At 62.7% G+C, this 19,895-nt stretch carries 19 protein-coding genes; 12 read left to right on the top strand and 7 right to left on the bottom strand.

The window, feature by feature from the left end:
• Positions 1–8 precede the first annotated feature (8 nt).
• From E1H18_RS26050 to E1H18_RS26040, 3 genes are all read left to right on the top strand, one after another.
• A complete protein-coding gene (locus E1H18_RS26050; RefSeq protein ID WP_370526601.1) occupies positions 9–1,205 on the top strand; it encodes an AAA family ATPase in 1,197 nt (398 codons plus the stop codon).
• Positions 1,206–1,224: 19 nt separating this feature from the next.
• Entirely contained in the window at positions 1,225–2,340 is a 1,116-nt protein-coding gene (locus E1H18_RS26045; protein WP_172275010.1) for a ParB/RepB/Spo0J family partition protein, read from the top strand.
• A 134-nt stretch (positions 2,341–2,474) separates the two neighbouring features.
• Positions 2,475–3,605, top strand: coding sequence for a replication initiator protein A (locus tag E1H18_RS26040; protein WP_172275007.1), 1,131 nt, complete (start codon positions 2,475–2,477; stop codon positions 3,603–3,605).
• Between the two features lie 930 nt (positions 3,606–4,535).
• On the opposite strand, the gene E1H18_RS26035 is transcribed toward E1H18_RS26040, so the two are convergent.
• Positions 4,536–4,778, bottom strand: a complete 243-nt coding sequence (locus E1H18_RS26035) for a WGR domain-containing protein (RefSeq protein WP_172275006.1) — start codon at positions 4,776–4,778, stop codon at positions 4,536–4,538.
• Positions 4,779–4,944: 166 nt separating this feature from the next.
• On the opposite strand from E1H18_RS26035, the gene E1H18_RS26030 reads away from it, so the two are divergent.
• Positions 4,945–5,523 carry a hypothetical protein gene (locus tag E1H18_RS26030; protein ID WP_172275004.1) on the top strand — a complete coding sequence of 193 codons (579 nt, stop codon included), beginning with the start codon at positions 4,945–4,947 and terminating at the stop codon, positions 5,521–5,523.
• A 55-nt stretch (positions 5,524–5,578) separates the two neighbouring features.
• A complete protein-coding gene (locus tag E1H18_RS26025; RefSeq protein ID WP_172275001.1) occupies positions 5,579–5,725 on the top strand; it encodes a hypothetical protein in 147 nt (48 codons plus the stop codon).
• 150 nt (positions 5,726–5,875) lie between these two features.
• Here the strand turns inward: E1H18_RS26025 and E1H18_RS26020 are convergent, their stop codons facing one another.
• Positions 5,876–6,211: a hypothetical protein gene (locus tag E1H18_RS26020; RefSeq protein ID WP_172274998.1), complete on the bottom strand. Its 336-nt coding sequence runs from the start codon at positions 6,209–6,211 to the stop codon at positions 5,876–5,878.
• Between the two features lie 91 nt (positions 6,212–6,302).
• Between E1H18_RS26020 and E1H18_RS26015 the strand changes: the two genes are divergently transcribed.
• The 5 genes from E1H18_RS26015 (at position 6,303) to mobF (ending at position 14,763) form a co-directional block, all read left to right on the top strand.
• Entirely contained in the window at positions 6,303–7,352 is a 1,050-nt protein-coding gene (locus E1H18_RS26015; RefSeq protein ID WP_172274995.1) for a type IV toxin-antitoxin system AbiEi family antitoxin, read from the top strand.
• Positions 7,346–8,209, top strand: a complete 864-nt coding sequence (locus E1H18_RS26010) for a nucleotidyl transferase AbiEii/AbiGii toxin family protein (RefSeq protein ID WP_172274993.1) — start codon at positions 7,346–7,348, stop codon at positions 8,207–8,209. Before E1H18_RS26015 ends, E1H18_RS26010 begins: the two co-directional genes overlap by 7 nt.
• A 697-nt stretch (positions 8,210–8,906) precedes the next feature.
• Positions 8,907–9,260, top strand: coding sequence for a hypothetical protein (locus E1H18_RS26005; protein WP_172274991.1), 354 nt, complete (start codon positions 8,907–8,909; stop codon positions 9,258–9,260).
• A gap of 59 nt (positions 9,261–9,319) precedes the next feature.
• Positions 9,320–11,719 carry a type IV secretion system DNA-binding domain-containing protein gene (locus E1H18_RS26000; RefSeq protein WP_172274988.1) on the top strand — a complete coding sequence of 800 codons (2,400 nt, stop codon included), beginning with the start codon at positions 9,320–9,322 and terminating at the stop codon, positions 11,717–11,719.
• Positions 11,716–14,763, top strand: a complete 3,048-nt coding sequence (gene mobF / locus E1H18_RS25995) for a MobF family relaxase (protein ID WP_172274985.1) — start codon at positions 11,716–11,718, stop codon at positions 14,761–14,763. Before E1H18_RS26000 ends, mobF begins: the two co-directional genes overlap by 4 nt.
• Positions 14,764–14,775: 12 nt before the next feature.
• On the opposite strand, the gene E1H18_RS25990 is transcribed toward mobF, so the two are convergent.
• Complete coding sequence (locus tag E1H18_RS25990) at positions 14,776–15,018, bottom strand: helix-turn-helix domain-containing protein (protein WP_172274983.1); 243 nt, start codon at positions 15,016–15,018, stop codon at positions 14,776–14,778.
• A gap of 202 nt (positions 15,019–15,220) precedes the next feature.
• Between E1H18_RS25990 and E1H18_RS25985 the strand changes: the two genes are divergently transcribed.
• Together E1H18_RS25985 and E1H18_RS25980 are read left to right on the top strand one after the other, a co-directional pair.
• A complete protein-coding gene (locus E1H18_RS25985) occupies positions 15,221–15,577 on the top strand; it encodes a hypothetical protein (RefSeq protein ID WP_172274981.1) in 357 nt (118 codons plus the stop codon).
• 186 nt (positions 15,578–15,763) lie between these two features.
• Entirely contained in the window at positions 15,764–16,879 is a 1,116-nt protein-coding gene (locus tag E1H18_RS25980) for a Fic family protein (protein ID WP_172274979.1), read from the top strand.
• Positions 16,880–16,953: 74 nt separating this feature from the next.
• Here E1H18_RS25980 and E1H18_RS25975 read toward each other — a convergent pair whose 3' ends face one another.
• The 4 genes from E1H18_RS25975 to E1H18_RS25960 are packed head-to-tail and all read right to left on the bottom strand — an operon-like array spanning position 16,954 to position 19,874.
• Positions 16,954–18,423 (bottom strand): thiamine biosynthesis protein ThiF, encoded by a 1,470-nt coding sequence (locus E1H18_RS25975; protein WP_172274977.1) that lies wholly within the window; start codon positions 18,421–18,423, stop codon positions 16,954–16,956.
• Between the two features lies 1 nt (position 18,424).
• Entirely contained in the window at positions 18,425–18,946 is a 522-nt protein-coding gene (locus tag E1H18_RS25970) for a Mov34/MPN/PAD-1 family protein (RefSeq protein ID WP_172274975.1), read from the bottom strand.
• Positions 18,900–19,385, bottom strand: coding sequence for a hypothetical protein (locus E1H18_RS25965; protein ID WP_172274973.1), 486 nt, complete (start codon positions 19,383–19,385; stop codon positions 18,900–18,902). The genes E1H18_RS25970 and E1H18_RS25965 overlap by 47 nt, the downstream gene beginning before the upstream one ends.
• Positions 19,386–19,874, bottom strand: a complete 489-nt coding sequence (locus tag E1H18_RS25960; RefSeq protein ID WP_172274971.1) for a hypothetical protein — start codon at positions 19,872–19,874, stop codon at positions 19,386–19,388.
• Positions 19,875–19,895: the final 21 nt, after the last annotated feature.

Raw genomic sequence — 19,895 nt, 5'->3', positions numbered from 1 at the left:
ATGCAAACGTGACCGAGGCGGATCGAATTGGTCAATTGGCCAATGCTGGCGAACAGATGGTTGAGCGGCTTCGTCGCACGGCGTTTCTCCCCGGACAGACCAAGAGCCTCGATGTCCGCATCGGGATTGCTGACGCCGCTGAGCTGTTGGGTTGCTCGTCTAATCGGATTCGAATGGCCGAACAGGATGGGCGCCTCCCCTCCCCGCCCGAATCCGAGACAGGCCGACGGATCGGCTATGACATTCCGGCGCTTCTCAACATGCGACAGGTCTTGGGCGCTTCACCCCAGCGCGGGCCCAACGACACACCGTCCATAATCACCGTGCAGAACTTCAAAGGCGGCGTCGGCAAGTCGACGGTCACAACCCATCTGGCTCACTATCTGGCCGTCGCAGGGTATCGCGTGCTGGTGGTCGACTGCGACAGTCAGGCGACAACCACCACACTCTTCGGGTTCAACCCTCACTTCGCCATTCGACGTGAGGAGACCCTCTATCCTTATCTTTCGATCGAGCCCACCCAGGATGACCTTGCCTATGCGGTCAAGAAGACGGTGTGGCCAAATGTCGATCTTATCCCCTCGAACCTGCAGATGTTCGACATCGAGTATGAACTGGCGGCGGCGGGCACGGGCGGCGGCGGGGTTCTGGCCTCACGATTCCGCAAGCTTCGCGCGGGCCTGTTTGAACTGGCCCAGAACTATGATGTCGTCCTTTTGGATCCGCCACCAGCCCTCGGGACAATCTCCCTAGCCGTCATGCAGGCGGCCAATGCGCTCCTCGTCCCGCTGGCGGCCACAACGCCAGACTTCTGCTCAACAGTTCAATTCCTGTCGATGATGGACCAGGTGATCGGACAGCTCACCGCTGCGGGCATCACCGTCGAATACGATTTTTGCCGGCTGATCTGTTCCAAGTTCAACGCCAATGACCCTAGCCAGGACATGGTCCAGCGCGTGATGGACCAGGCCTTTGGCCCGGCGCTTCTGCCCGTACCCATCCTGGAGTCTGCTGAGATCAGTCACGCCGCGCTTCGGATGATGACGATCTACGAACTCGACAAGCCGATCGGCACGCCGCGGACGCACAAGCGCTGCCGCTCCAACCTGGATGAGGCGCTTTCGCAAGTGGAACAGCTCATCCGCCGGCGATGGGGACGCCCTGCCATGCAGCAGCCGTCCACACTGGCCTCAGTGACGGTCTAAGGCGTCAGGAGGAAGCACGATGTCAAAGCGTCAGTCCGACTATCTGAACTCCCTTCTTGGCCCTGATCCTGGAGCGATGGAACCTGCGGCCGAGCCGGTGGCTTCAACGCCACAGCCGGCAGGCGCCGGCAGCAATCCAGGTGACGCCTCCCCTCCCCTGCCCTCGGCGCGCACCAGTCCCGGTATGACCTTGCTTGCGCGAGAATCCGCCTTGGCGCGGGTCGCTGCGGGCGAGGTCAAGCAAGTGACCCAGCTTCTGCTGAACCCCGCGCGGGTGCGGGTCTGGGGGGGCAATGCGCGGCATCAGCAAAGCTTAAATGAAGCGTCCTGCAGAGATCTGATCGATTCAATCCTGGCGGAGGGCGGGCAGAAGGTGCCCGTGGTTGTACGGCGCGTAACGGACGATCCCGAGCATGACTATGAGCTTATTGCTGGAACCCGTCGCCACTGGTCCATTAGCTGGCTTCGGGCCAACAGCTATCCCGACCTGCAGCTGCTTGCTCAGGTACATACGCTCGACGATGAGAGCGCTTTTCGGCTCGCCGATCTTGAAAACAGAGCGCGTAAGGACGTCTCGGATTTCGAGCGTGCGAGGAACTATCGCGACGCTCTGAGGAGCTATTACGGGGATCGTCAAGTTCGCATGGCCGAGCGCCTGAACCTCTCCAAGGGCTGGCTCTCGAAGATGCTCTTGGTCGCGGATATCCCAGACTGGGCTGTATCGGCCTTTTCGGGGCTTGGCGATATCCAGCTTAAGGCCTGTTACCCGCTCGCCCAGCGGATCAAGACGCTTTCGCAATCTGATCCTGCGGCCCTGAAGCGGATGCAGAAGGAGGCCGTGCGCCTCAAGCAGGCCCAGCACGCGCGCTTGGCCGACGGGGTACCCGGTCTAACTGCCGCCGAAGTGTCCGATGCGCTTCTCAAGGCTGCTCAACCTTCAAGCCAGGAGCAGGAGTCGCTGTTCGCGGCCGACTCGGTGCATGGTCGCCGCGCTCTGTCGGTTCTTTCCGCCAATCGGAATGGAGCGACCCTCCGGATTCACGCGGGGTCAGGGGCGAGCGATGCGGAGTTACTGGGTCTGGTCGAGCGCGCTTTGGCTTTCCTTCGCACACAAGGTCGAGGCGTCGCTGAGTAGGGCAGAAAAAGTTTCCCCGGGGAAACTTTTTGGTCGCAGCGATGATCGGCCAGGGCCGGTGCGTGAAAGTTTCCCCGGGGAAACTTTCGTCGAGGGTGGAGTTAACGCGCGCATGTCTGAAACGGTCGGGCATCATGGCTAACAACACGAGCAAGGTCGGCGTGGAGCAGATCGATCTGTTCCTGCCTTATCTGGCTGATCTGAACCTTCGTGATCAGCGGGAGATGATGGAAAGGCCCTTTTTCAGCCTTTCCAAAACCAAGCGCACCAAGCCGATCGACTACACCTCGCCAGATGGAAAGGTCTGGGTCCACGTTTCGGCCAACCCCGACTACGGCATGGCGACCATCTGGGACGCCGACATCCTCATCTATTGCGCAAGCGTTCTAAACGACCTGAAAGAGCGGCGGGTCAATGATATCCCGCGCGTACTTAAGGTTATGCCCTATGACATCCTGAGGAGCATCGGTCGTCCGGTAACGGGCCGCTCTTACGAGCTTCTCGGGGCCGCACTCGACCGCCTGCAATCGACGACTGTCAAAACCAATATCCGCGCCGACCAACGCCGGGAAGCGACCTTCTCTTGGCTCGATAGTTGGAGCCAACTGGTCGATGAGAAGACCGACCGCTCTCGAGGAATCTCAATCGCCCTGTCGAGTTGGTTTTACGATGGCGTGTTGATGGCCGGAGGGGTTCTGTCGATTGATCGATCCTACTTCTCGATCACCGGCGGACGAGAGCGCTGGCTGTACAAGGTCGCCCGCAAGCATGCCGGTGGGGCAGGGGACGATGGCTTTGCGATCGCTCTTCCAACCCTCTTTGAAAAATCCGGCGCAGAAGGCCAGTACCGGCGGTTCAAGTTCGAGATGGCTGCGCTAGTCCGGGAGAACGCCATCCCGGGCTACGATTTAGCGCTTGAGCCCGCGGTGACCTCGAAAGAACCCCTCCTCCGCATTCGGCGAAAGGCGGACGACAAGGGCCCGGCTCACAGAAAAGCCAGCAGCCAGACGGTCGACGTTAGCAAGACATCGGCTCCTGCTGCTAAGCCGCCCTCGCAAAACCTAGAGCCACGCGGCTACTTGACAGACGAAACGCTAGCCCATCTGCGTGAGCATTACCGCGGCTGGGATTTCTACGCCCTGCACCGCGAGTTCCAAACTTGGTTGCGCAGTCAGGACGACCGTGAGCCCGATCGCTACCAGAAGGCCTTCATTGGCTTTGTGCGGCGTTATCACGAGAAAAACCGTTTCCAGCTGCGCAGCTGAACTGGCGGCCTCAATCCATGTGGCAACAAGCAGGGTCGCTGGCTAAGCGCGCCCTGTTCCCGAAATGTCGTGTGGCCACCAACACGACCGTAACGATCCCAGTCGGTCGATGCGGTAGACATCCCTAGCTGAACGTTTTTCCGCGGGCCGGTTGGCAAAGTGATTCAATCACCAGATCCGGCATGGTCCAATTGCCACCATTTCCTCGATGATCGACACTTCAGGAACACCCGACGATACGTTGGGAACGGTTTATCGACACTTCAGGAACCCATGCTTCGACACATTGGGAACGCGCGCGCGACACTCCAGGAACGCTGTGGATAGATTCAACGAGCAGATTCTACGGGTTGGCCGAAAAGCTTCGCTCTTAACCTTCTAACTTTTCTCTTCTAACCCTCTAACGCGCTGAGATGTCTTGAGAAGGAAAAATTTGTAGCCGGAGGCAACCAGAGCAACTGCGCCACGGTGGCCAAAGTTGGAAAATCCCGATGTGCGCCGCCAACCCCGCGCACGATGCGGCTATCCGACAGTCTCAGCCGAAAACCCATGGCACAAGGCAACCCACGAGGGCGCATCCGGGGCCAATGACCAGCGCCATAGCGCCGGTCCAACGCTCTGTCCCTGATAAGGGCGCGCAACCCCAGACCGACCGCGGCCGAAGAAGCTCAAGCGCCCGATATCCCTCGACCAAGGCCGACAGCGCAAAGGCCAACCAACCGGCTGCCGGCCGCCACACAAACAGCCCGTAGCTGCCGAAGAGATAGACCAGGGCGAGGACCACATTGGTCACCGCCCAGCCAGGAACAATATCGATCGGCCGGGATCTGCCGCGCTGGAGCACACTCGATGGAGGTGCGGCATCCAGGACTACAGGCGGCAAGGGTTCGAGCAGGCCGTCTATCCGGGTTTCGTAGCGCTGAACTAGGTTCACGGCGCCACCGGAGCTGGTTGATAGCCTCGGCGAAGTTTCTGCCGACGCAGAACTTCAAGACGCGCCTCGGCAGCACCTGGCGTTTCGAACCATTCAATGATCGATCGCCCACCACGTGCGCCGATACGTCCCCAGGTCCTGCAAAGACCTGTATCGCCGAAAAGGCCTGGAACGACCCTCAAGGCGTAGAAGCGGGCCATGTTCCGACTGGCGTCTCGCCGATGCAGCTCGTGGGCCATCTCAACTGCCTTTCGGACCTGACGGGAGTGATCACATCCCGCGCACGACACACTAGGCCCTCTATACGACAAAATCGGTCGCATAGCTATCGCGCAGCTACGGAAAAGGGGAAGGGGAGGGCGGGGGAGGGGTGCGACTAACCGCACTTCAGAGGGTTCTCCCACCATGTCAGACGCTCTTGCTCGCCAGATCGGCCCCATCAACTACTGGCCCGCCGCCGACGCCCAGTTCAGGCTCCCCAAGCCCCTGATCACTATGATCGATCAAGTCCTGACCGCCCCGCTTATGCCAGGTATTACCAAGGAGGCTCGCCACGCCGTGTTGCAACTGCGGCTCCATGCCCTTGGCGTCTGCCTTGGCTATCAGTCGAGAATGGAGGTGGGCACCGGCTACCGGCGCTTCATCTTCCAGGGACGGTTCGATGTCGTCTGGACCCTCGATCCTGCAAACGACGCCGGCTTTCTGGAGAAGCCGATCATTTTCGAGGTCGACAGTCACTGGAAGCACGAGTCGGCGCTGAAGCTTGGAAGGGTAGGGGAGGAGGCTTTCAAGCTCTGGATCTACTACGGCACCCGGCCAGCACCGCCCGAGCCCGTTGAACCGGGGTTTCGGCGTCTCAACATCCTGAGCATCCAACCATGGCGACTTGGGATCAAGGAGGCCCGCACGGTTCGTCGGCGGGACCCGGGAGCTTGGCCCGATCCGTTTTATCCGACGATGGCGCCGCAGGGCCGGCGCTCTTGAACGCTGGAAAGGCCAAGCCCAAACTCATCGACCAAAGCTGCCGCTGGAGGGCGTGATGACCAAGACGGATTTGGATCGACAGATCACGAAGCATAACGAGGCGCTCGTTGCGATCATACGCGAAGGCGCCCGCTGGCAGCTCCTTGGGTTCACGATCGTTTTCGGCTTGGCGATGGGCGCCTTCGTCGTGCTGGGCCGATAAGCCCGACGCCGCCGGCTTGGATCCACATGCGCCCCGTCAGGCCCTCAAGCCTGACGGGGCTATTCTTTGCTAGATGGCGGAGGCTGGCGCATTCCAAGCATCCTGGTTCACGGCAGTTTGCAGACTTACCTCGCCGTCAACGGAGCGACCTTAAGTCCCTCCGAACAGCACCAAACGGAGCCTATGCAATTGGTCTGCACGGTCCGGCGCTCTGGCGAGGTTCATCTGGCGCCACTTCACTGCGCGAAGATTGGCGACCCCAGGTAGATCAACCAACGTCCAATCTGGTTCACCAAGCTTGACCAATTTCAGTCTTGCCAGGAACCCTGCGGCGATCGGTTGCCTGACTGCGGCGGCGAAGCCTGAGGGGAGGGCGCTCGAAACCCCATCCAGCGCGACTGGCGCCGCAGCCAACAGCGCCACTAATACGAGCGTGATGGCATCGGGGTCGGCCTTGACGACTTTCAACGCGACCAGGATTTTCACCACGCAGTGAAAGTGCCGAAACTGGTGAAATTCCCTTGACGTTTTTCACTTTCAGTGCGCTTTTCACCCTATGGTGAAAGCTCTCGGTCTGATGAAAATTGAACGTGAGGCAGAAGCTGCACTGGTGGCGTTGATCAACAGCGCCCCAAACGCTCGGGCTGGCGGTGTTGTTCGCCACATCCAACGCGATGGTCGCCAGATCGACTTGGTGCTCGAAGCCTGGGTCAATGATCGACCCACGAGTCTGATCTGCGAAATAAAGGCCGATGGACGCGGTATGGCGGCGCAGAAGGCGATCGGGCATCTGAAGTCATGGTTGTCGCCTGATCCGCGGGGCGAAGCGCCTGTTTTCATTGCGCCATTCATCGGACCGGACGTGCGCGAACTCTGCCGCGCCTCGGGCGTTGGCTATCTCGACCTGACCGGCAACTGTCGCCTGTTTCTCAATGGCCTCTTCATCGAAAGAGCCTCGGGCATCAAACCGCCAGCCGCGCGCCGGGAGCTGCGCTCGCTATTCAAGCCCAAGAGCGCCCGGGTGCTGCGCCTGTTGCTCCAAGAGCCTGATACTCCCAGGCGTCTTAGCGAAATCTCTCAGAAGACCAAGGTCAGCATCGGCCAGGTCCACAAGGTCAAGGAAGCGCTGCGGGCAAACGACTGGCTCTCTGAGACTTCAGACGGCATCTTCCTGATCAGGCCCGCTGCGGTGCTCGACAGCTGGCGCGAGGAGTACGCGCCGCCCAACGGGGAACGCTCGGAGCTCTACACTCCGCTTTTTGGCGAATCCTTGCAGCAAGCCTTGCGCGCCCTACAGATGGACGCCCCAGGTGATCGCGCCGCGCTAGCAGGGTTTTCCGCAGCCGACTGGATCGCGCCCTATGTGCGCGCCAACACCCTTCAGATCTATGCCTCTCCGTATTCTGCGGATCGCGTACGGGAACTGCTAAAAGCCACGCCCACGCCGAGAGGCGCAAATCTGGTGCTCATTGAACTGGATGATGAGGGGCCGCTCCTGGATGCGCGAGAGGCGGTCCCTGGCATCGTTACGACCAGTCCTATCCAGACCTATCTGGACCTTTGGACGAGTGGCGATCGCGGGCTGGAGGCGGCCGAGCATCTGCGGCGGGAGGCGATCGGATGGTGAGGCCGCCGATGGATAATCCACACCCGGCCGAATATGAGCCGCGCTCAGTCGCTGCGGTCCGTTCGGTGCTGCTCGAGATAGGGCAGCTCCTTGGCAGCTACCGCGGAAAGTTCGTGGTGATAGGCGGCGCGGTGCCGTGGCTCCTGCTCGACAATCCGCAGATGCGCCACATTGGCTCGCTTGACGTCGACTTGAGTCTCGATCCGGTGGCCTTGGAGGATGGCGAGTACGCCATGCTAGTCGAGACCTTGTTGGGGCGCGGCTATCGGCAGGCTGAGGACCTGCGCAAGTTCCAACTGGTGCGTGAAGTGCCCGTCGACGACGGCGGGCCGGCGATCAACATCGTCGTCGACTTCCTGATGCCGCGCGACGCCGTTGTCGAAAAGCGCGAGACCCCGCTTGTGGCCGGATTTGCAGTGCAGAAGGCCAGCGGCGCGGATCTGGCGCTGCGCTACGCCAAGATCATCGAGATCGCGGGCGTCATGCCCCTGGGTGGAGAAAACCGCGTCGAGATCGCCGTCGCCTCCGTGCCGGCACTCTTGGCGATGAAGGGCTTCGCGCTGAATAACCGTCAGAAGGAGAAGGACGCCTACGACGTCTACTACTGCATACGCAACTACGCCGGCGGCCCAGAGGCCCTGGCGGCCGACTGCAGGCTGTTGCTCGATCAGCCGGAGGCCGTCGAGGGCTTCAAGTATCTCGCCGCCAAGTTCGAAAGTCGCGAGAGCGTTGGTCCCGTCTGGACGGCGCGGTTCGCCGAGGCAGCGGGGATTCTGGACGGGCGCACAAGCGACCAATGGCAGACTGACGCCTTCGGCCAGGTCGACCTCTGGGCGAGGGCGATGGACCTGCGCTAGCGGACGACTGCAACAAGGCCAAGGTCACGGATGCTGCCTGCGCGTCGGGGCGAACAACCAAATCATGACTCTAGGCGGCTAGCACCGCGAACGGCGTTTCTGGGGAGCTGCCCGCGCCGGTCTCTAGACTGGAAGTCTCCCACCTGGCTCCCGCTCAAGGAACCGTCAGTCGGGTCGTTTGGCGCTAGTGATTGTCATGGCGAGGGTCTCGAAGCAGGGTGCTGTGTCGCCATCTCTGGAGCTCTCATGAGCATGGTCGCCGTCGCTAAGGCGATGCTGTTTCTCACAGGCTGAACGACCCCAAGCCCAACCCCTACCGGGTCGTCAGAGCCCCGTCAGGTCCGCCGCCCGACGGGGCTTTTCTGTTCTGGACGCGAAAGCCGAAAGTGCAGCGTGCGCCAACCTGGCGACGACGGTCGCCGTTGCCATGCCGAATAACTTTGCAAATTCGACTACGGAGGGTCGCCGAGAGCTTGGCCTGAAGGGAGCGTTTTTGAAGGGCACGTAATGCACACCTGCGGTTTTTGTAGGGCTTTGAAATATCAGAGGATTTGCTTATCGCAAAGAGTATGCCCGGGCATACCGTTTTAGCGTTGAATACGCTATAACAATAACTTAGGCTGTATTCCCGGTAATACACAAAGCACGAAGCGAGGCGTTTCCCTTGGGCCGCAGACCTAGAGCCACCACGACGCCTATGGTCGTCAGGATCAAATCAAGCGCGGTCGATCGTGCGCGTCGTAAGGCCGACGACCTGGGCATGACCCTGGCGGATTACATCGAAACGCTGATCATGGAGCAGGCGCCGCCAGCCCTAGATTACCACGCCCAGCACGCAGCGTTTCAGTCGCTTATCGCCACCGCACTTTCGCTGGCCATCGCGAGGCGAGCGCTGACGCCGGCGGAGTTCCAAGCGGCGCAGCAGCACGCCTATCAAGCGGCAGCCATGCTGTTCGGCGAACCGCCCGGCAGGCCCGAATCCATGGGCGCTCCATCACCGAATGCTGACCCCCGACTGACAGCCCTTTTCGAGGCCTTCGCAGGCAGGTAGAACTATCAGATCGACGCCCGCCTAGCCTTCCAACCCCCTGGTTGAAAGGTTGATGCGACATGGCCCGAATTCACCGCGGTAAAGGCGAGGCTTGGCTTCGCGGCGGTCAGACGTTCTCCCACAATATCGACATGGTCATGGAGGTTCTCGGGAAGCTCGTGATCCTCAGTCTGGTGTGGGGGATGGTCTGCTTCTGGATGGGCAACCGCTCATCCTCGGAGCTGGAGCAGGAGTACGGGATCCAGGCCGCGCAGGCGGCGCTCTTCGAGAAGTTCGGACACCCGCTCCCTGAGAAGATCGCCATCAAGGGTCTCGACGGTATCGAGCGCACCTACACCAACGCGCAGATCGCCGAGCTTGAGTGGCTGCAGCCGATCGCCAAGCGCTACTATCACAACCTTCGCAAGGCGCTCCTCATGTGGGGCCTTGGCGTCTTCGCCATCTTCACCCTGGCCACGGCCTGGTTCATCCACTCGGGCGAAGAGAAACTGCGCGCGCGCCAGATCCGTGGCCAGAAGGTGGTCGGCATCGCCGACCTCCTGCGCCAGATCTACGAGTTCAATGAGAAGAAGAAGGCGGCCGAGAAGGACCCCACCTACCAGCCCGCAAAGATCGTCGGCGTGCCGTTCCCGTACCGGACCGAGAGCGAGCACCTCTTCGCCGTCGGGGCGCCGGGCGCTGGCAAGTCGCAGGCCATCCACACGCTCCTGGAGTCGATCCGCGCGCGCGGCGATCGGGCCATCGTCTATGACCCGGAGCTGGATTACATCCGCGCCCATTACCGGCCAGAGACCGACCTGATCCTCAATCCCTACGACGCGCGGTCGGTGGGCTGGTCGCCGTTCAACGACGCGACCGACAAGACAGAGCTCGACAAGCTGGCGGCCTGTCTCTGGAAGGATCCGAAGTCGGGCGATCCCTACTGGTCGGAGGCCTCGCGCCAGACCTTTGTGTGGGCCACCTACCAGTTCAAGCGTCTCTTCCCCGAGGCGACCTTGCAGGACCTCCTGCAGATGTTCTTCGGGCCGCATGAGCTTCTGGAGTGGCTCGTGCGCGGTACGCCGGCGGCCTCGCATCTCGCCGGTGGCGGCAATCGCGTCACCTCGATCAAGAGCGTGATGACCACGGGCCTCAACAGCCTCACGCACCTGTCGGCCGACTACTCGACCTTCTCGATCCGAGAATGGGTCAACAGCCGGGACGGGGAGGGCGGTATCCTCTTCCTGTCGGCGCCGGAGACCCACATCGAGAGCTTGCGGCCGCTGCTCTCGTTCTGGACGGAACTGGTGGTCGGCGCCTTGCTCAGCCGCCCGGAGGACAACCGGCCGCAGACCTGGATCGTCCTGGACGAGTTCTCGTCGCTGGGCCGGATCGACGGGCTGGCCACCGGACCGGTGCGGCTTCGCAAATACAACGGCTCAATGGTTCTGGGCCTGCAGCAGTTCAGCCAGCTGCAAGAGATCTACGGCCACGAGACCGCCACCACGATCATCGGCCAGTGCGCGACCAAGCTGATCCTGCGTTGTCAGGATCCGGAGACCGCCAAGTTCATGAGCGACCAGCTTGGCCGCGCCCAGGTGCGGCGCGTGGACGAGAGCATCTCGTTCGGCGCCAACTCCCAGCGTGACGGGGTCAACCTCAACGCCCGTGAGGAGATTGAACCGGTCGCCCTGCCCGAAGACCTCATGAACCAGCCCAAGATGCACGGGTTCATCAAGGTCTCGTCGGCGCGTGATGGCGAAGCCTTCCCGGCCGCCACGTTGAAGTTCTCGTTCAAGAGCCGGCCCAAGGTCGCCGACGGCATCGTCCCGCCCGAGGGGCCGACGCCTACCGAGATCTTCCTGGCCGAGCTGCAGAAGACCAACGAGCTGATCGCCGAAGCCGAGGCGAAGCGGCAGAAGGGCTCCGAGCCGCCGGCCGTCGAAGCCACAGCCGCCTCGGCCGGCGCCCCGATGGTTATTGATCCCAAAAGCGGTCTGCCCATAGCGGCTGCGGATACCCCCGTCGTCGCCGCCAATGATCCCGAACTACCGGATGAGGACGGCGCCGAGGCCGCTGCGGAGGCGTCTGACGGCGACCCTGCCATCATCACGCCAGACGAGGCCAATGCGCCAGGAAACGCCGCGCCCGTCGAGCCTATCTCGACGGGCGACGTAGCTTTGCCCGAGCTTGCTGCGGCCGGGAACCTGGACCGAACCAGTCGACTGGCGGTCGACGCCTATCGCTCGCGCCTGGATCTCGACGCCAAGCAGTCGGCGTTCATGCAGCTTTATGACCGCGTGCGTCGCGACATGGAGCAGGGCATTCCGCTCAACGGCCTTGCGGTTTGGAAGGGCAAGGAGCGCGGTCCGGCTCGTGGCGCTGGTCGGCCGCCGCCGACGGGACCATGGCTCGCTCAGGATCTAGACGATGACCGGAACGATCTGGACGGACCGTCGACCTCGGGGTCGATGCGATGATGACGCCGTCGCGTATCAGCAGCGCTTCGGGCGCTGCAGGCTACTACGCCAAGGATGACTACTACATTGAGGGGGAGGCGGGGACGCCGAACCTGGAGTGGGGCGGCAAGGCCGCTGCGGACCTTGGCCTGGAGGGCAGGGTCAGCGCCGAGGATCTGCGGTCCGTCCTGGACGGCAAGAACCCTGATCCGGCTGGGCCTGCGCTCACCGCGTCGGAGAACAAGGCCAAACACCACGCCGGTTGGGACTTCACCTTCGCTGTGCCCAAGTCGGTCACGCTGCTCGTCCTGGCGGCCGAGAAACATGATCCGACGCTCGCCGATCGGATCAAGGAGCACATCATGGGCGCCAATCAGGCGGCCATGGCCTACCTCGAGGAGAACCATGCGATCACACGCGTGCGGGACAAGGAAGGCGGGCTCCGCGAGGTCCTGACCGGCAACCTCCTCTACGCGTCGGTGATGCACGTCACTACCCGGGGCGGCGATCCGCACATCCACGTCCACAATCCGATCGCGAACACCACCAAGAACCCGGAGACAGGCCAATACGGCGCCCTCGAAACACGGCAGATGTACCGGTGGCAGCAGAACACATCGCTTGTGGCCGCGCGGGATCTGCAGGACCGGCTGATGTCTGAGGGCTTCAGTATCCAGCGAAAGGGCAAGCTGGGGTGGGAAGTCGCCGGCTCCAGCGCGAAGCTGGTGGCGGAGTTCAGTTCGCGATCTCAGGAGATCAACGCAGCGGCGAAGGGGCTGGAAGCGGAACGCGGGATCGAAGCCACCGAGCACCAGCGCACGATGCTGCAGAAGCAGACGCGCAAGGCCAAGGGCGAGATCGTCCGCGAAGACCTGCAGGCCGAATGGGCTGAACGCGCCGAGAAGGCCGATCCTGGCGCCATGATGCGCCAGCTGGCCTCGCGAACCGTAGAACGCGGCCGTGACGTCACCGAGAGGGTGATAGGGGCCATGAGTAACAGAGTTTCAGCCGTGCGTCGGTTGATGCGCGATCTGCGCGGCGAGAATGAGAGGATCGACCGTTACACGGTCACGGTCCGCGATCCTGACCAGGAAGCCCAGCAGCTGGTCACCCTCGGGCTCAAGTCGGCCGAGGAGCGCGAGGCGGTCTTCAGCAAGCATCTGGTCATGCAAAAGGCGCTCATAGCCTCGAGCGCGGGGATGACCTACGAGCGCCTGAAGGCCTCGTTTGATCGCTTGGTGGCCGCCGGCGCAATCAAGGACGCCGATCAGAAGGTGGTCGGCGCGGTGACCACGGACCGAACGATCCAGCGCGAGCAGGAAATCGTCGGGGCCATGGAGGCGGGCAAGGGCAAGGCGCCGGCCCTACTTTCCAGAGAGACGCTCAACAGGGCGCTGGACCCGGTCAACATCAAGGAACGGACGGGCATGACCCTGACCGGCGGCCAGATCGCCGGAGCGGCGATGATGCTGGGATCGCGTGATCGCTACGCCGTCGTTGAAGGGTTCGCCGGCGTTGGCAAGTCCACGTCGCTGCGGGTGACCAACGACATCGCCGAGCGAAACGGGTTCAAGCTCTATGGCATTGCCTCCCAGCACCGGTTCGCCGACGAGATCCGCAAGACGGGCGTGGTGGCGCGCACAGTCGAATCCTTTCTGCGCGGGGCCGAGGCCAAGCTGAACGCGGGCGGTGAAGAGGCCGACCGCCTCAAGCGCGACTTTTCCAAGACGATCCTGATCGTCGATGAGGCCTCAACCCTCACGAACGACACCATGCTTCGGCTCACCCGCGTGGCCGAAAGGCTCGAAATCCCCGCCGTTCGCTTTCTAGGCGATCGGGGCCAGTTGGGCGGTCCAGGGGCGGGCAATCCGTTCAAGGCGATCATCGATCGCGGCGCCGAGCGCGCGGAGATGGGCGAGATCCTGCGCCAACGCCATGCGCCCGATCATCTGCGCGACGCTGTCCAGCACATGGCCCATGGCCGGTTCAAGGAGGGCTTGGCCAAGCTGGCGCCTAACATCCTCGAGGTGGGCAAGGACGGCGATAACGCCGCCGTCGCGCAGAAGGTGGTCGAAGCCTATCTCGATCAGCGCCAGGCGCGCGACACGCAGATCGTAGTCGCCACCAACGCCATGCGGGGCCTGGTGTCGGTTCAGCTTCGCGAGCACCTCAAGAACTCGGGCGAGCTTGGCGCCCGAGAGCATGACGTCGCGCGTCTCTACGAGAAGAAGCTCACCCGGGCCGAGCACCTAGATGCGAGGAGCTACGCGCTCGGCGACAAGGTGGTTGATCACAAGGGCTTCCAGGGCGTCGGGACGCCGCGGAACATGGTCGAGACCATCATCGGCATCGACCAGGTCAACAACCTCCTCAAGGTGCGGGGCGAGAAGGGCGGCGAGCGTCTGATCGATCTCAACGCCGAGGCTGACCGGAAAAGCCCCTCATTTGCGAGTTTCACGGAGCGGGCGCACCCGATCGCCGCCGGCGAGAAGATGGTCTGGGAAGCGCGCTTTGGCGATCGCGGCTATGAGCGGGGAGGGGCCTTCTCGGTTCTGGCCGTCGACAGCCGGTCGGTGACGATCCGTCACGAGGGCGAAGGCAAGCTCGCCGGAAAAACCGAAACCCTGTCTTCACGCGACGAGGCCCTACGGTTCAGCGGCTACGGCTATGCCATGACGGCCGATCGCGCCCAGGGCGCGACATTTGACGGGGTGGTGTTCGAGCTCACCAGCAAGGTGGGCGAAGCGGCCAACATGGCGCGCCTCTATGTTCAGGCCTCGCGCCTCTCCCAGGACGCGCGGATGGTCACCGACGATCTGGCCAGGGTGTCTCAGCTCATTCTGCAACAGGACGGTCAGAAGCCAGTCGCCCTCGATCACCTGCGGGCTGCGGCGGAGGCTTTGAAGCAGTACGGGCGGGACCGCGAGCGCGGCGGCGAAGTCAAAGAAATGGCCCTTGAGCGGTCCATGAGCCTTGATCTGAGCGATGGACCGTCCATGCGAGGCATGGTGCTGGGTCGTCAGAAAACGCGGGAGCGAGAGCGCGACTACGGCATGGGGATGTAGGCTTCGTGCCGGCTAGATCGGATCTTTGCCCATCAGACGGCTGAGGAGGAGGCCTGGGTCGAGGTCCAAGGCCCTGGCGAGCTCCTCCAGGTCGATCACATCGAGCCGGCGTTCAGCGAGCTCAAGCTTGGCGATATAGGAGGCTGGCCGACCGACCCGTTCGGCCAGTTGCCTTTGGGTGAGGCCGTAGGCCTTGCGAACCAGCGCCAGGCGCCCGCCGATCTCCCGGAACGGCTCGATGCTTCGTCCAGCCATGTCCGCCGTCCTCGATGTTTTTTGCAGGACAGGGCTAGCCAAGCGGTCAAATGCTCCCATAATAGGAGCAATCGGGCAAGTGGCCATTGAGGGTCCGCCATGTGCTTAGCCTCTGTGCGCCCCGAAAGCGGGGATGCTGATGACCCTCGCAACCCCTTTGCAGGGATCTCGCAGCCTGTGCGGGTCCCGTCGGAACCATCACATGTCGAAGACCAAGGTCACCATCACCACGATCACCGCCGACTTTGACGGCGAGATGAACGCAGGATCGGGGGCGGCTTTTGCCGCGGAGCTTGCTTCTGTCGTGGGCGCGAAGCTTCAGGACGCGGGCCCTGCGAGCAAGCCCGGGCCTTCACAGCTGGACTGGGTGATGGACGCGCCGGCCGAGCGAGCGGAGCCCCGGGATGACCAGGGCGCTGGCGCCAAGACGATGTTGACTATGCGGCTGACCGATGATGCTAAGGCGCGTTTCAGCGATATCTGTTACCAGCACCGCGGTGAGACCGTCAGCGACGTGCTGGTGAAGCTGATGGACGCATACGAGTTTGGTCGGCGGTAGCTTTCCGTCTCTGTCGAAAGCAGACGGAGTCGGGGTTAGAGGACTGCAGGCGGCCAATAGGTCAGGTCGCCTTGGCCACGCGGGACCGCTTGCGGAGAATAGCGCCCACATAATCCGCAAAGTATGCGGAGAATATCCTTGCGGACCGAACGGGCTCCCGTCACAATTGGTTCTGAGGACAAGCTGATGGCCCTATATATCTACGAACGCGAAGGTTGGCCTAACCTTCGGTGGGACAGGGCAGCCTTGGCCGGTCAGCTCGCCCATGTACGCCACCGCCAGGGTCGTCTGCTCGGCCGCATGGAGGGGCTGGGCTTTTCCTTGCGCGAAGAGGCCTCGTTGCGCACCCTCACCGAGGACGTCCTTAAGTCCAGTGAAATCGAAGGCGAGGTTCTGGACAAGGAGCAGGTCCGGTCATCCATTGCACGCCGGCTGGGCATCGACATCGGCGCGCTAAAGCCGGCCGATCGTCACGTCGATGGCGTGGTTGAGATGATGCTCGACGCCACGCAAGGCTTCCAGGCGCCGTTGTCACAGGAGCGGCTCTTTGCCTGGCACGCGGGTCTCTTCCCCACGGGTTACAGCGGGTTGAGCAGGATCACGGTCGGCGTCTGGCGAGGGGAGGGGGCTGGGCCGATGCAGGTCATCTCTGGAGCCATCGGCCGGGAGCGGGTTCACTTTGAGGCGCCGCCGGCCAAGCGGCTGGCGGCCGAGATGGAGGCCTTTCTCACTTGGTTCAATGGGGACGCCGTTGATGATCCAGTGATCAAGGCGGCGCTGGCGCACCTGTGGTTTGTCACCATCCACCCGTTTGAAGACGGCAACGGTCGTATCGCCCGGGCGATCGCCGACATGGCGCTGGCGCGATCGGATGGCAGCTCCCAGCGCTTCTACAGCATGTCTTCCCAGATTCGGATTGAGCGCAAAGCCTACTACGACGTCCTGGAGACCACGCAGAAGGGCGACACGGATGTCACCGGCTGGCTCGGCTGGTTCCTGGGTTGTTTGGAGCGCTCGTTCGACGGCGCCGAGGTGACATTGGCCGTGGTGCTCGCCGCGGCGTGCTTCTGGGAGCGGCATGCCGGAGAAGCGTTCAATGAGCGTCAGCGGATCATGCTTCAGCGTCTTCTCGCTGGGTTCGAGGGCAAGTTGACCTCTTCAAAATGGGCGCTGATCGCCAAGTGCTCCCAGGACACCGCTGGCCGTGACATCGACGACCTGGTCAAGCGCGGCGTTCTGGCGAAGGACGCCGCTGGCGGGCGTAGTACGAGCTATTCGCTCGCCGGAGAGGGCAAGGTCTGACTCTTCGGTGACCTTGGGAAGGTCCGCTTTCCGCACGGCGTCTTGAGCGGCAGCGGCCCGGCTGGTTCATCCCATTAGCTGAGGCTGGAAACGTCTACTTCGGGGCTAATGGGTGAAAGTCCCGGGCCAGAACGGGCTGACTCATTGGCAAAGCTTGAATCTTCATCAGTGTGGCTAGCCGCATTGACTTCGAGAACCGGACTGAAACCAAACTCGTAAACTTTGGAGGTGCCGCCGCATGCCTCTATATCGTCGAAGCACGTGACCGAACCGGCGATCACTTCATAAGCGACTCCGCCATTGAGCCGACGGACGAGCTCTGAGATCGCAAGCGATGCGGCCACAAGGCCCACAAATGGAACACCCACAGTTCGAGACGCCAGCTGAGCTAGACCGCAAGCGTCGACCCCCTTCTCTTTGAGGTCTATGTAGGCCGGCATGTGCGACACGTCCGGCCCTTCCGACGAAAGTGTCGTTGGCCATAGGTCACTTGCGCGACTCGGGCCGGGAAAGGTGTGCATCGCGAAGCTACGGAAACTCTGTGGGCCAGCGCCCAACCCGGCTTCAATGACTAGCTCGAACCCCGCATCTTCCAGTGCGGCGCGGGCGATCGCGTTGTCCACCCCACACAACGCCACGGCGGGTTCATCGGTCTGACGCCGCGTCCAAGCGCCAAACCGCCGCTCTTCAACGTTGGTCGTGAAGCCCCGCGCCTCCAACCACTCCGCCGCCCATCGCGTCTTCTTCCGACCAAGGACGTCCAGGCTGGTGAGAACGGAGGTGCTGTCGTTGGAAAGGGCCAGGCGGTCGAAATCCTGCAGCACCAGTTCCAGGCCGCTGACCGGGTAGGGCAGGCACGCCAGGAGCCAGGAATAGGCCTGACCGAGATTGCCAAGGCCGATGAGCCACAGGCGGGAGGGAAGGAACGCCAGAACCGGCTCCGTTTCATCAACTTCGGTCCAGTCGGATTCCGGACGCCAGAGCGATAGACCCGAAGCTCGCTTGCCGGCTAGCGGGTGATCGGCGGCATGCAGTGTGAACACCTCGGCCGCGCAGATTGCGGCCGCCAGGGCGGGAGCTAGCGACATGACCGCGTCATCATTCATCGCCCAACCATCGCGGACGGGGACGACGCCAGCGCGCCAGCCCTGCCAGGTTACGCGCCACGCGCACGCCTGAGGCGTCTGCATCTGGACTGAGCCAATGATCGCCACCGGCCAGTCGGGTTGAGCATGTGACGCGATACGCCCACCAAGGTTTGTGACCGCATCGACCAGGCTGGCTTCCAGTGCGAGCCGGGTGAGGACCGGTGCATCGGTCAGACCAACGATCTCGACGCCAGCCAAGAATGTGCGGCGCGCCAGGTTTACCAGGGTGAGCAGAGCAATCTGCGCCGCCGGGCTCGTCTGGACTTCAGGGCCGACAGCGATGGTGAGACCGAAGGAATTCAGGAGATCCATAGCCTCCTCGATCGTCTGCACGCGCCCGCTATCCATGAAATACTTGGCGGTGCGGTGCAGGGAGGTGTGAAGCGGGTCGGTCATGTCAGCTCCATAGGCCGGTGTAAAAGAAGCCACGGCGCACCCGTGGCGAGCGGTCGTGCCATTGGTGGTCGCCTCGGTATTCGTAGATGCCCACTTGATCCCAGCGGATCGGCGCGACCGCGAAATCGGGCAGGATCAAGCCGACGTGGCCGGCGCGCGCCACCATCGGGTTGGTGCGATCCGCTTCGCTCTGGATCGCGTGTCCGCCATGTGTGTGAACATCAGCCACCACGGTGAGCTTGCGCTCGCGGCAGAGCGACCAGAGCTTGGCGAAGGCTGGGGCGTACAGGACGCAGACGCCGGTCGAGTACGCCTGCGGGTCGAGGTCATCGTAGAAGACGACATCGGTCACTTCCCGGCGTTCGCCGTTGGCGTGGCCCAGCAGGAAGGCTCCTGCTTCATGGGCTCTCTCTCCCCTGCGGTCGAGCTCATGCGTCACCGTATCCCACAGCCGCCGCGGGCAGCTCACACGGTGATCAGGCGCCACGAACGCCCGAATAGTCGCTTTGATAGAAAAGGTCATAGAGCTGCTCCAGATAACAGATGATCCCGCGGCGCGGCTGCCAGAGCCGGCTAGGGTGTTCGTTGCGCCAGTTGTCGTGGCCTTCGATGGAGAAGCGATCGCAGGGCAGGTACAGGCACTGGCCGCTCTTCCAATCGGGCCGGAAGATGGACGGAAGGATCGTTCTACCCGTTGGCCACTGGCCGAACGGCAGTGGTCGGTTGGCCATGACGTCCCAGGGCTGAGCCGTCGCAGGGTTCTGGCGATAGCCGGAACACTCGAAGCGAAACCCGTACTCGTCGGGCGCGCCAGGCCGCGCGTCGGCACTGACAGTGATGATCACATGCGGCCACGTGGTGGACACATGCCTCCAGCGACCCTCGATCTCGCCACACCGGAACTCCGGTGCGGCGAGGTCTTGTTCGAGGAGCAGCCGGGCCGGGGAGACCGCGACGTTCATCTAGCCCTCGACGCGCTTTTCGGGGACGAGGTCGAAGCACACCGAGCAGACCGGGGCCTTAGTCAGCTCGTGCAGCGGCGTATCGGTCGCCGGCCGGTCCGTCGAGTTGCAGAGCTGGAGCACGTGCTCAGCGGCGTCGTGGCGGTCGAGCTTGAACGTCTCGACCGCCCAGGCCTTGACCTTTTTGACCCGCGCGCCCGGCGTGAAGGTGCGCTCCTCGGTCTTCTCGAGGTAGTGCGCCGTCACCTTGACCTTGCGGCACTTGCTGACGTGGATGCGGCAGCCGCGCTTGATGGGCGGCAGGGGCTCGTGGTGCTTGTGCACCAGCGGCTTTTCCGCCTCGTCGATGAAGATGAAGGTGTCATCGTCGAGTTCGATCCCGAGCGCTGCGATCACATCGTGCAGATGCTCGTGGGTCGCGTCGGGGGGCAGTTCGGCCTCGATGAGGCCGTCCCGCTCGTGGACCTGGATGAAAACAATGGTGGTCATAATTGATCCTTTCCGGCGCCT

It is taken from the genome of Caulobacter sp. RHG1, assembly GCF_013181195.1.
GTDB lineage: Bacteria > Pseudomonadota > Alphaproteobacteria > Caulobacterales > Caulobacteraceae > Caulobacter.
The sequence above is the reverse complement of the archived record's forward strand: the minus strand, read 5'-3'. Positions and strand labels throughout refer to the sequence as shown.

Coding starts and splice junctions, on each gene's coding strand:
- E1H18_RS25970 (WP_172274975.1), bottom strand. CDS start 18,946: ATGACCTTTTCTATCAAAGCGACTATTCGGGCGTTCGTGGCGCCTGAT.
- E1H18_RS25980 (WP_172274979.1), top strand. CDS start 15,764: ATGGCCCTATATATCTACGAACGCGAAGGTTGGCCTAACCTTCGGTGG.
- E1H18_RS25960 (WP_172274971.1), bottom strand. CDS start 19,874: ATGACCACCATTGTTTTCATCCAGGTCCACGAGCGGGACGGCCTCATC.
- E1H18_RS26040 (WP_172275007.1), top strand. CDS start 2,475: ATGGCTAACAACACGAGCAAGGTCGGCGTGGAGCAGATCGATCTGTTC.
- E1H18_RS25965 (WP_172274973.1), bottom strand. CDS start 19,385: ATGAACGTCGCGGTCTCCCCGGCCCGGCTGCTCCTCGAACAAGACCTC.
- E1H18_RS26045 (WP_172275010.1), top strand. CDS start 1,225: ATGTCAAAGCGTCAGTCCGACTATCTGAACTCCCTTCTTGGCCCTGAT.
- E1H18_RS26010 (WP_172274993.1), top strand. CDS start 7,346: ATGGTGAGGCCGCCGATGGATAATCCACACCCGGCCGAATATGAGCCG.
- E1H18_RS25975 (WP_172274977.1), bottom strand. CDS start 18,423: ATGACCGACCCGCTTCACACCTCCCTGCACCGCACCGCCAAGTATTTC.
- E1H18_RS25990 (WP_172274983.1), bottom strand. CDS start 15,018: ATGGCTGGACGAAGCATCGAGCCGTTCCGGGAGATCGGCGGGCGCCTG.
- E1H18_RS26035 (WP_172275006.1), bottom strand. CDS start 4,778: ATGGCCCACGAGCTGCATCGGCGAGACGCCAGTCGGAACATGGCCCGC.
- E1H18_RS26015 (WP_172274995.1), top strand. CDS start 6,303: ATGAAAATTGAACGTGAGGCAGAAGCTGCACTGGTGGCGTTGATCAAC.
- mobF (WP_172274985.1), top strand. CDS start 11,716: ATGATGACGCCGTCGCGTATCAGCAGCGCTTCGGGCGCTGCAGGCTAC.
- E1H18_RS26030 (WP_172275004.1), top strand. CDS start 4,945: ATGTCAGACGCTCTTGCTCGCCAGATCGGCCCCATCAACTACTGGCCC.
- E1H18_RS26025 (WP_172275001.1), top strand. CDS start 5,579: ATGACCAAGACGGATTTGGATCGACAGATCACGAAGCATAACGAGGCG.
- E1H18_RS26000 (WP_172274988.1), top strand. CDS start 9,320: ATGGCCCGAATTCACCGCGGTAAAGGCGAGGCTTGGCTTCGCGGCGGT.
- E1H18_RS26005 (WP_172274991.1), top strand. CDS start 8,907: ATGGTCGTCAGGATCAAATCAAGCGCGGTCGATCGTGCGCGTCGTAAG.
- E1H18_RS25985 (WP_172274981.1), top strand. CDS start 15,221: ATGTCGAAGACCAAGGTCACCATCACCACGATCACCGCCGACTTTGAC.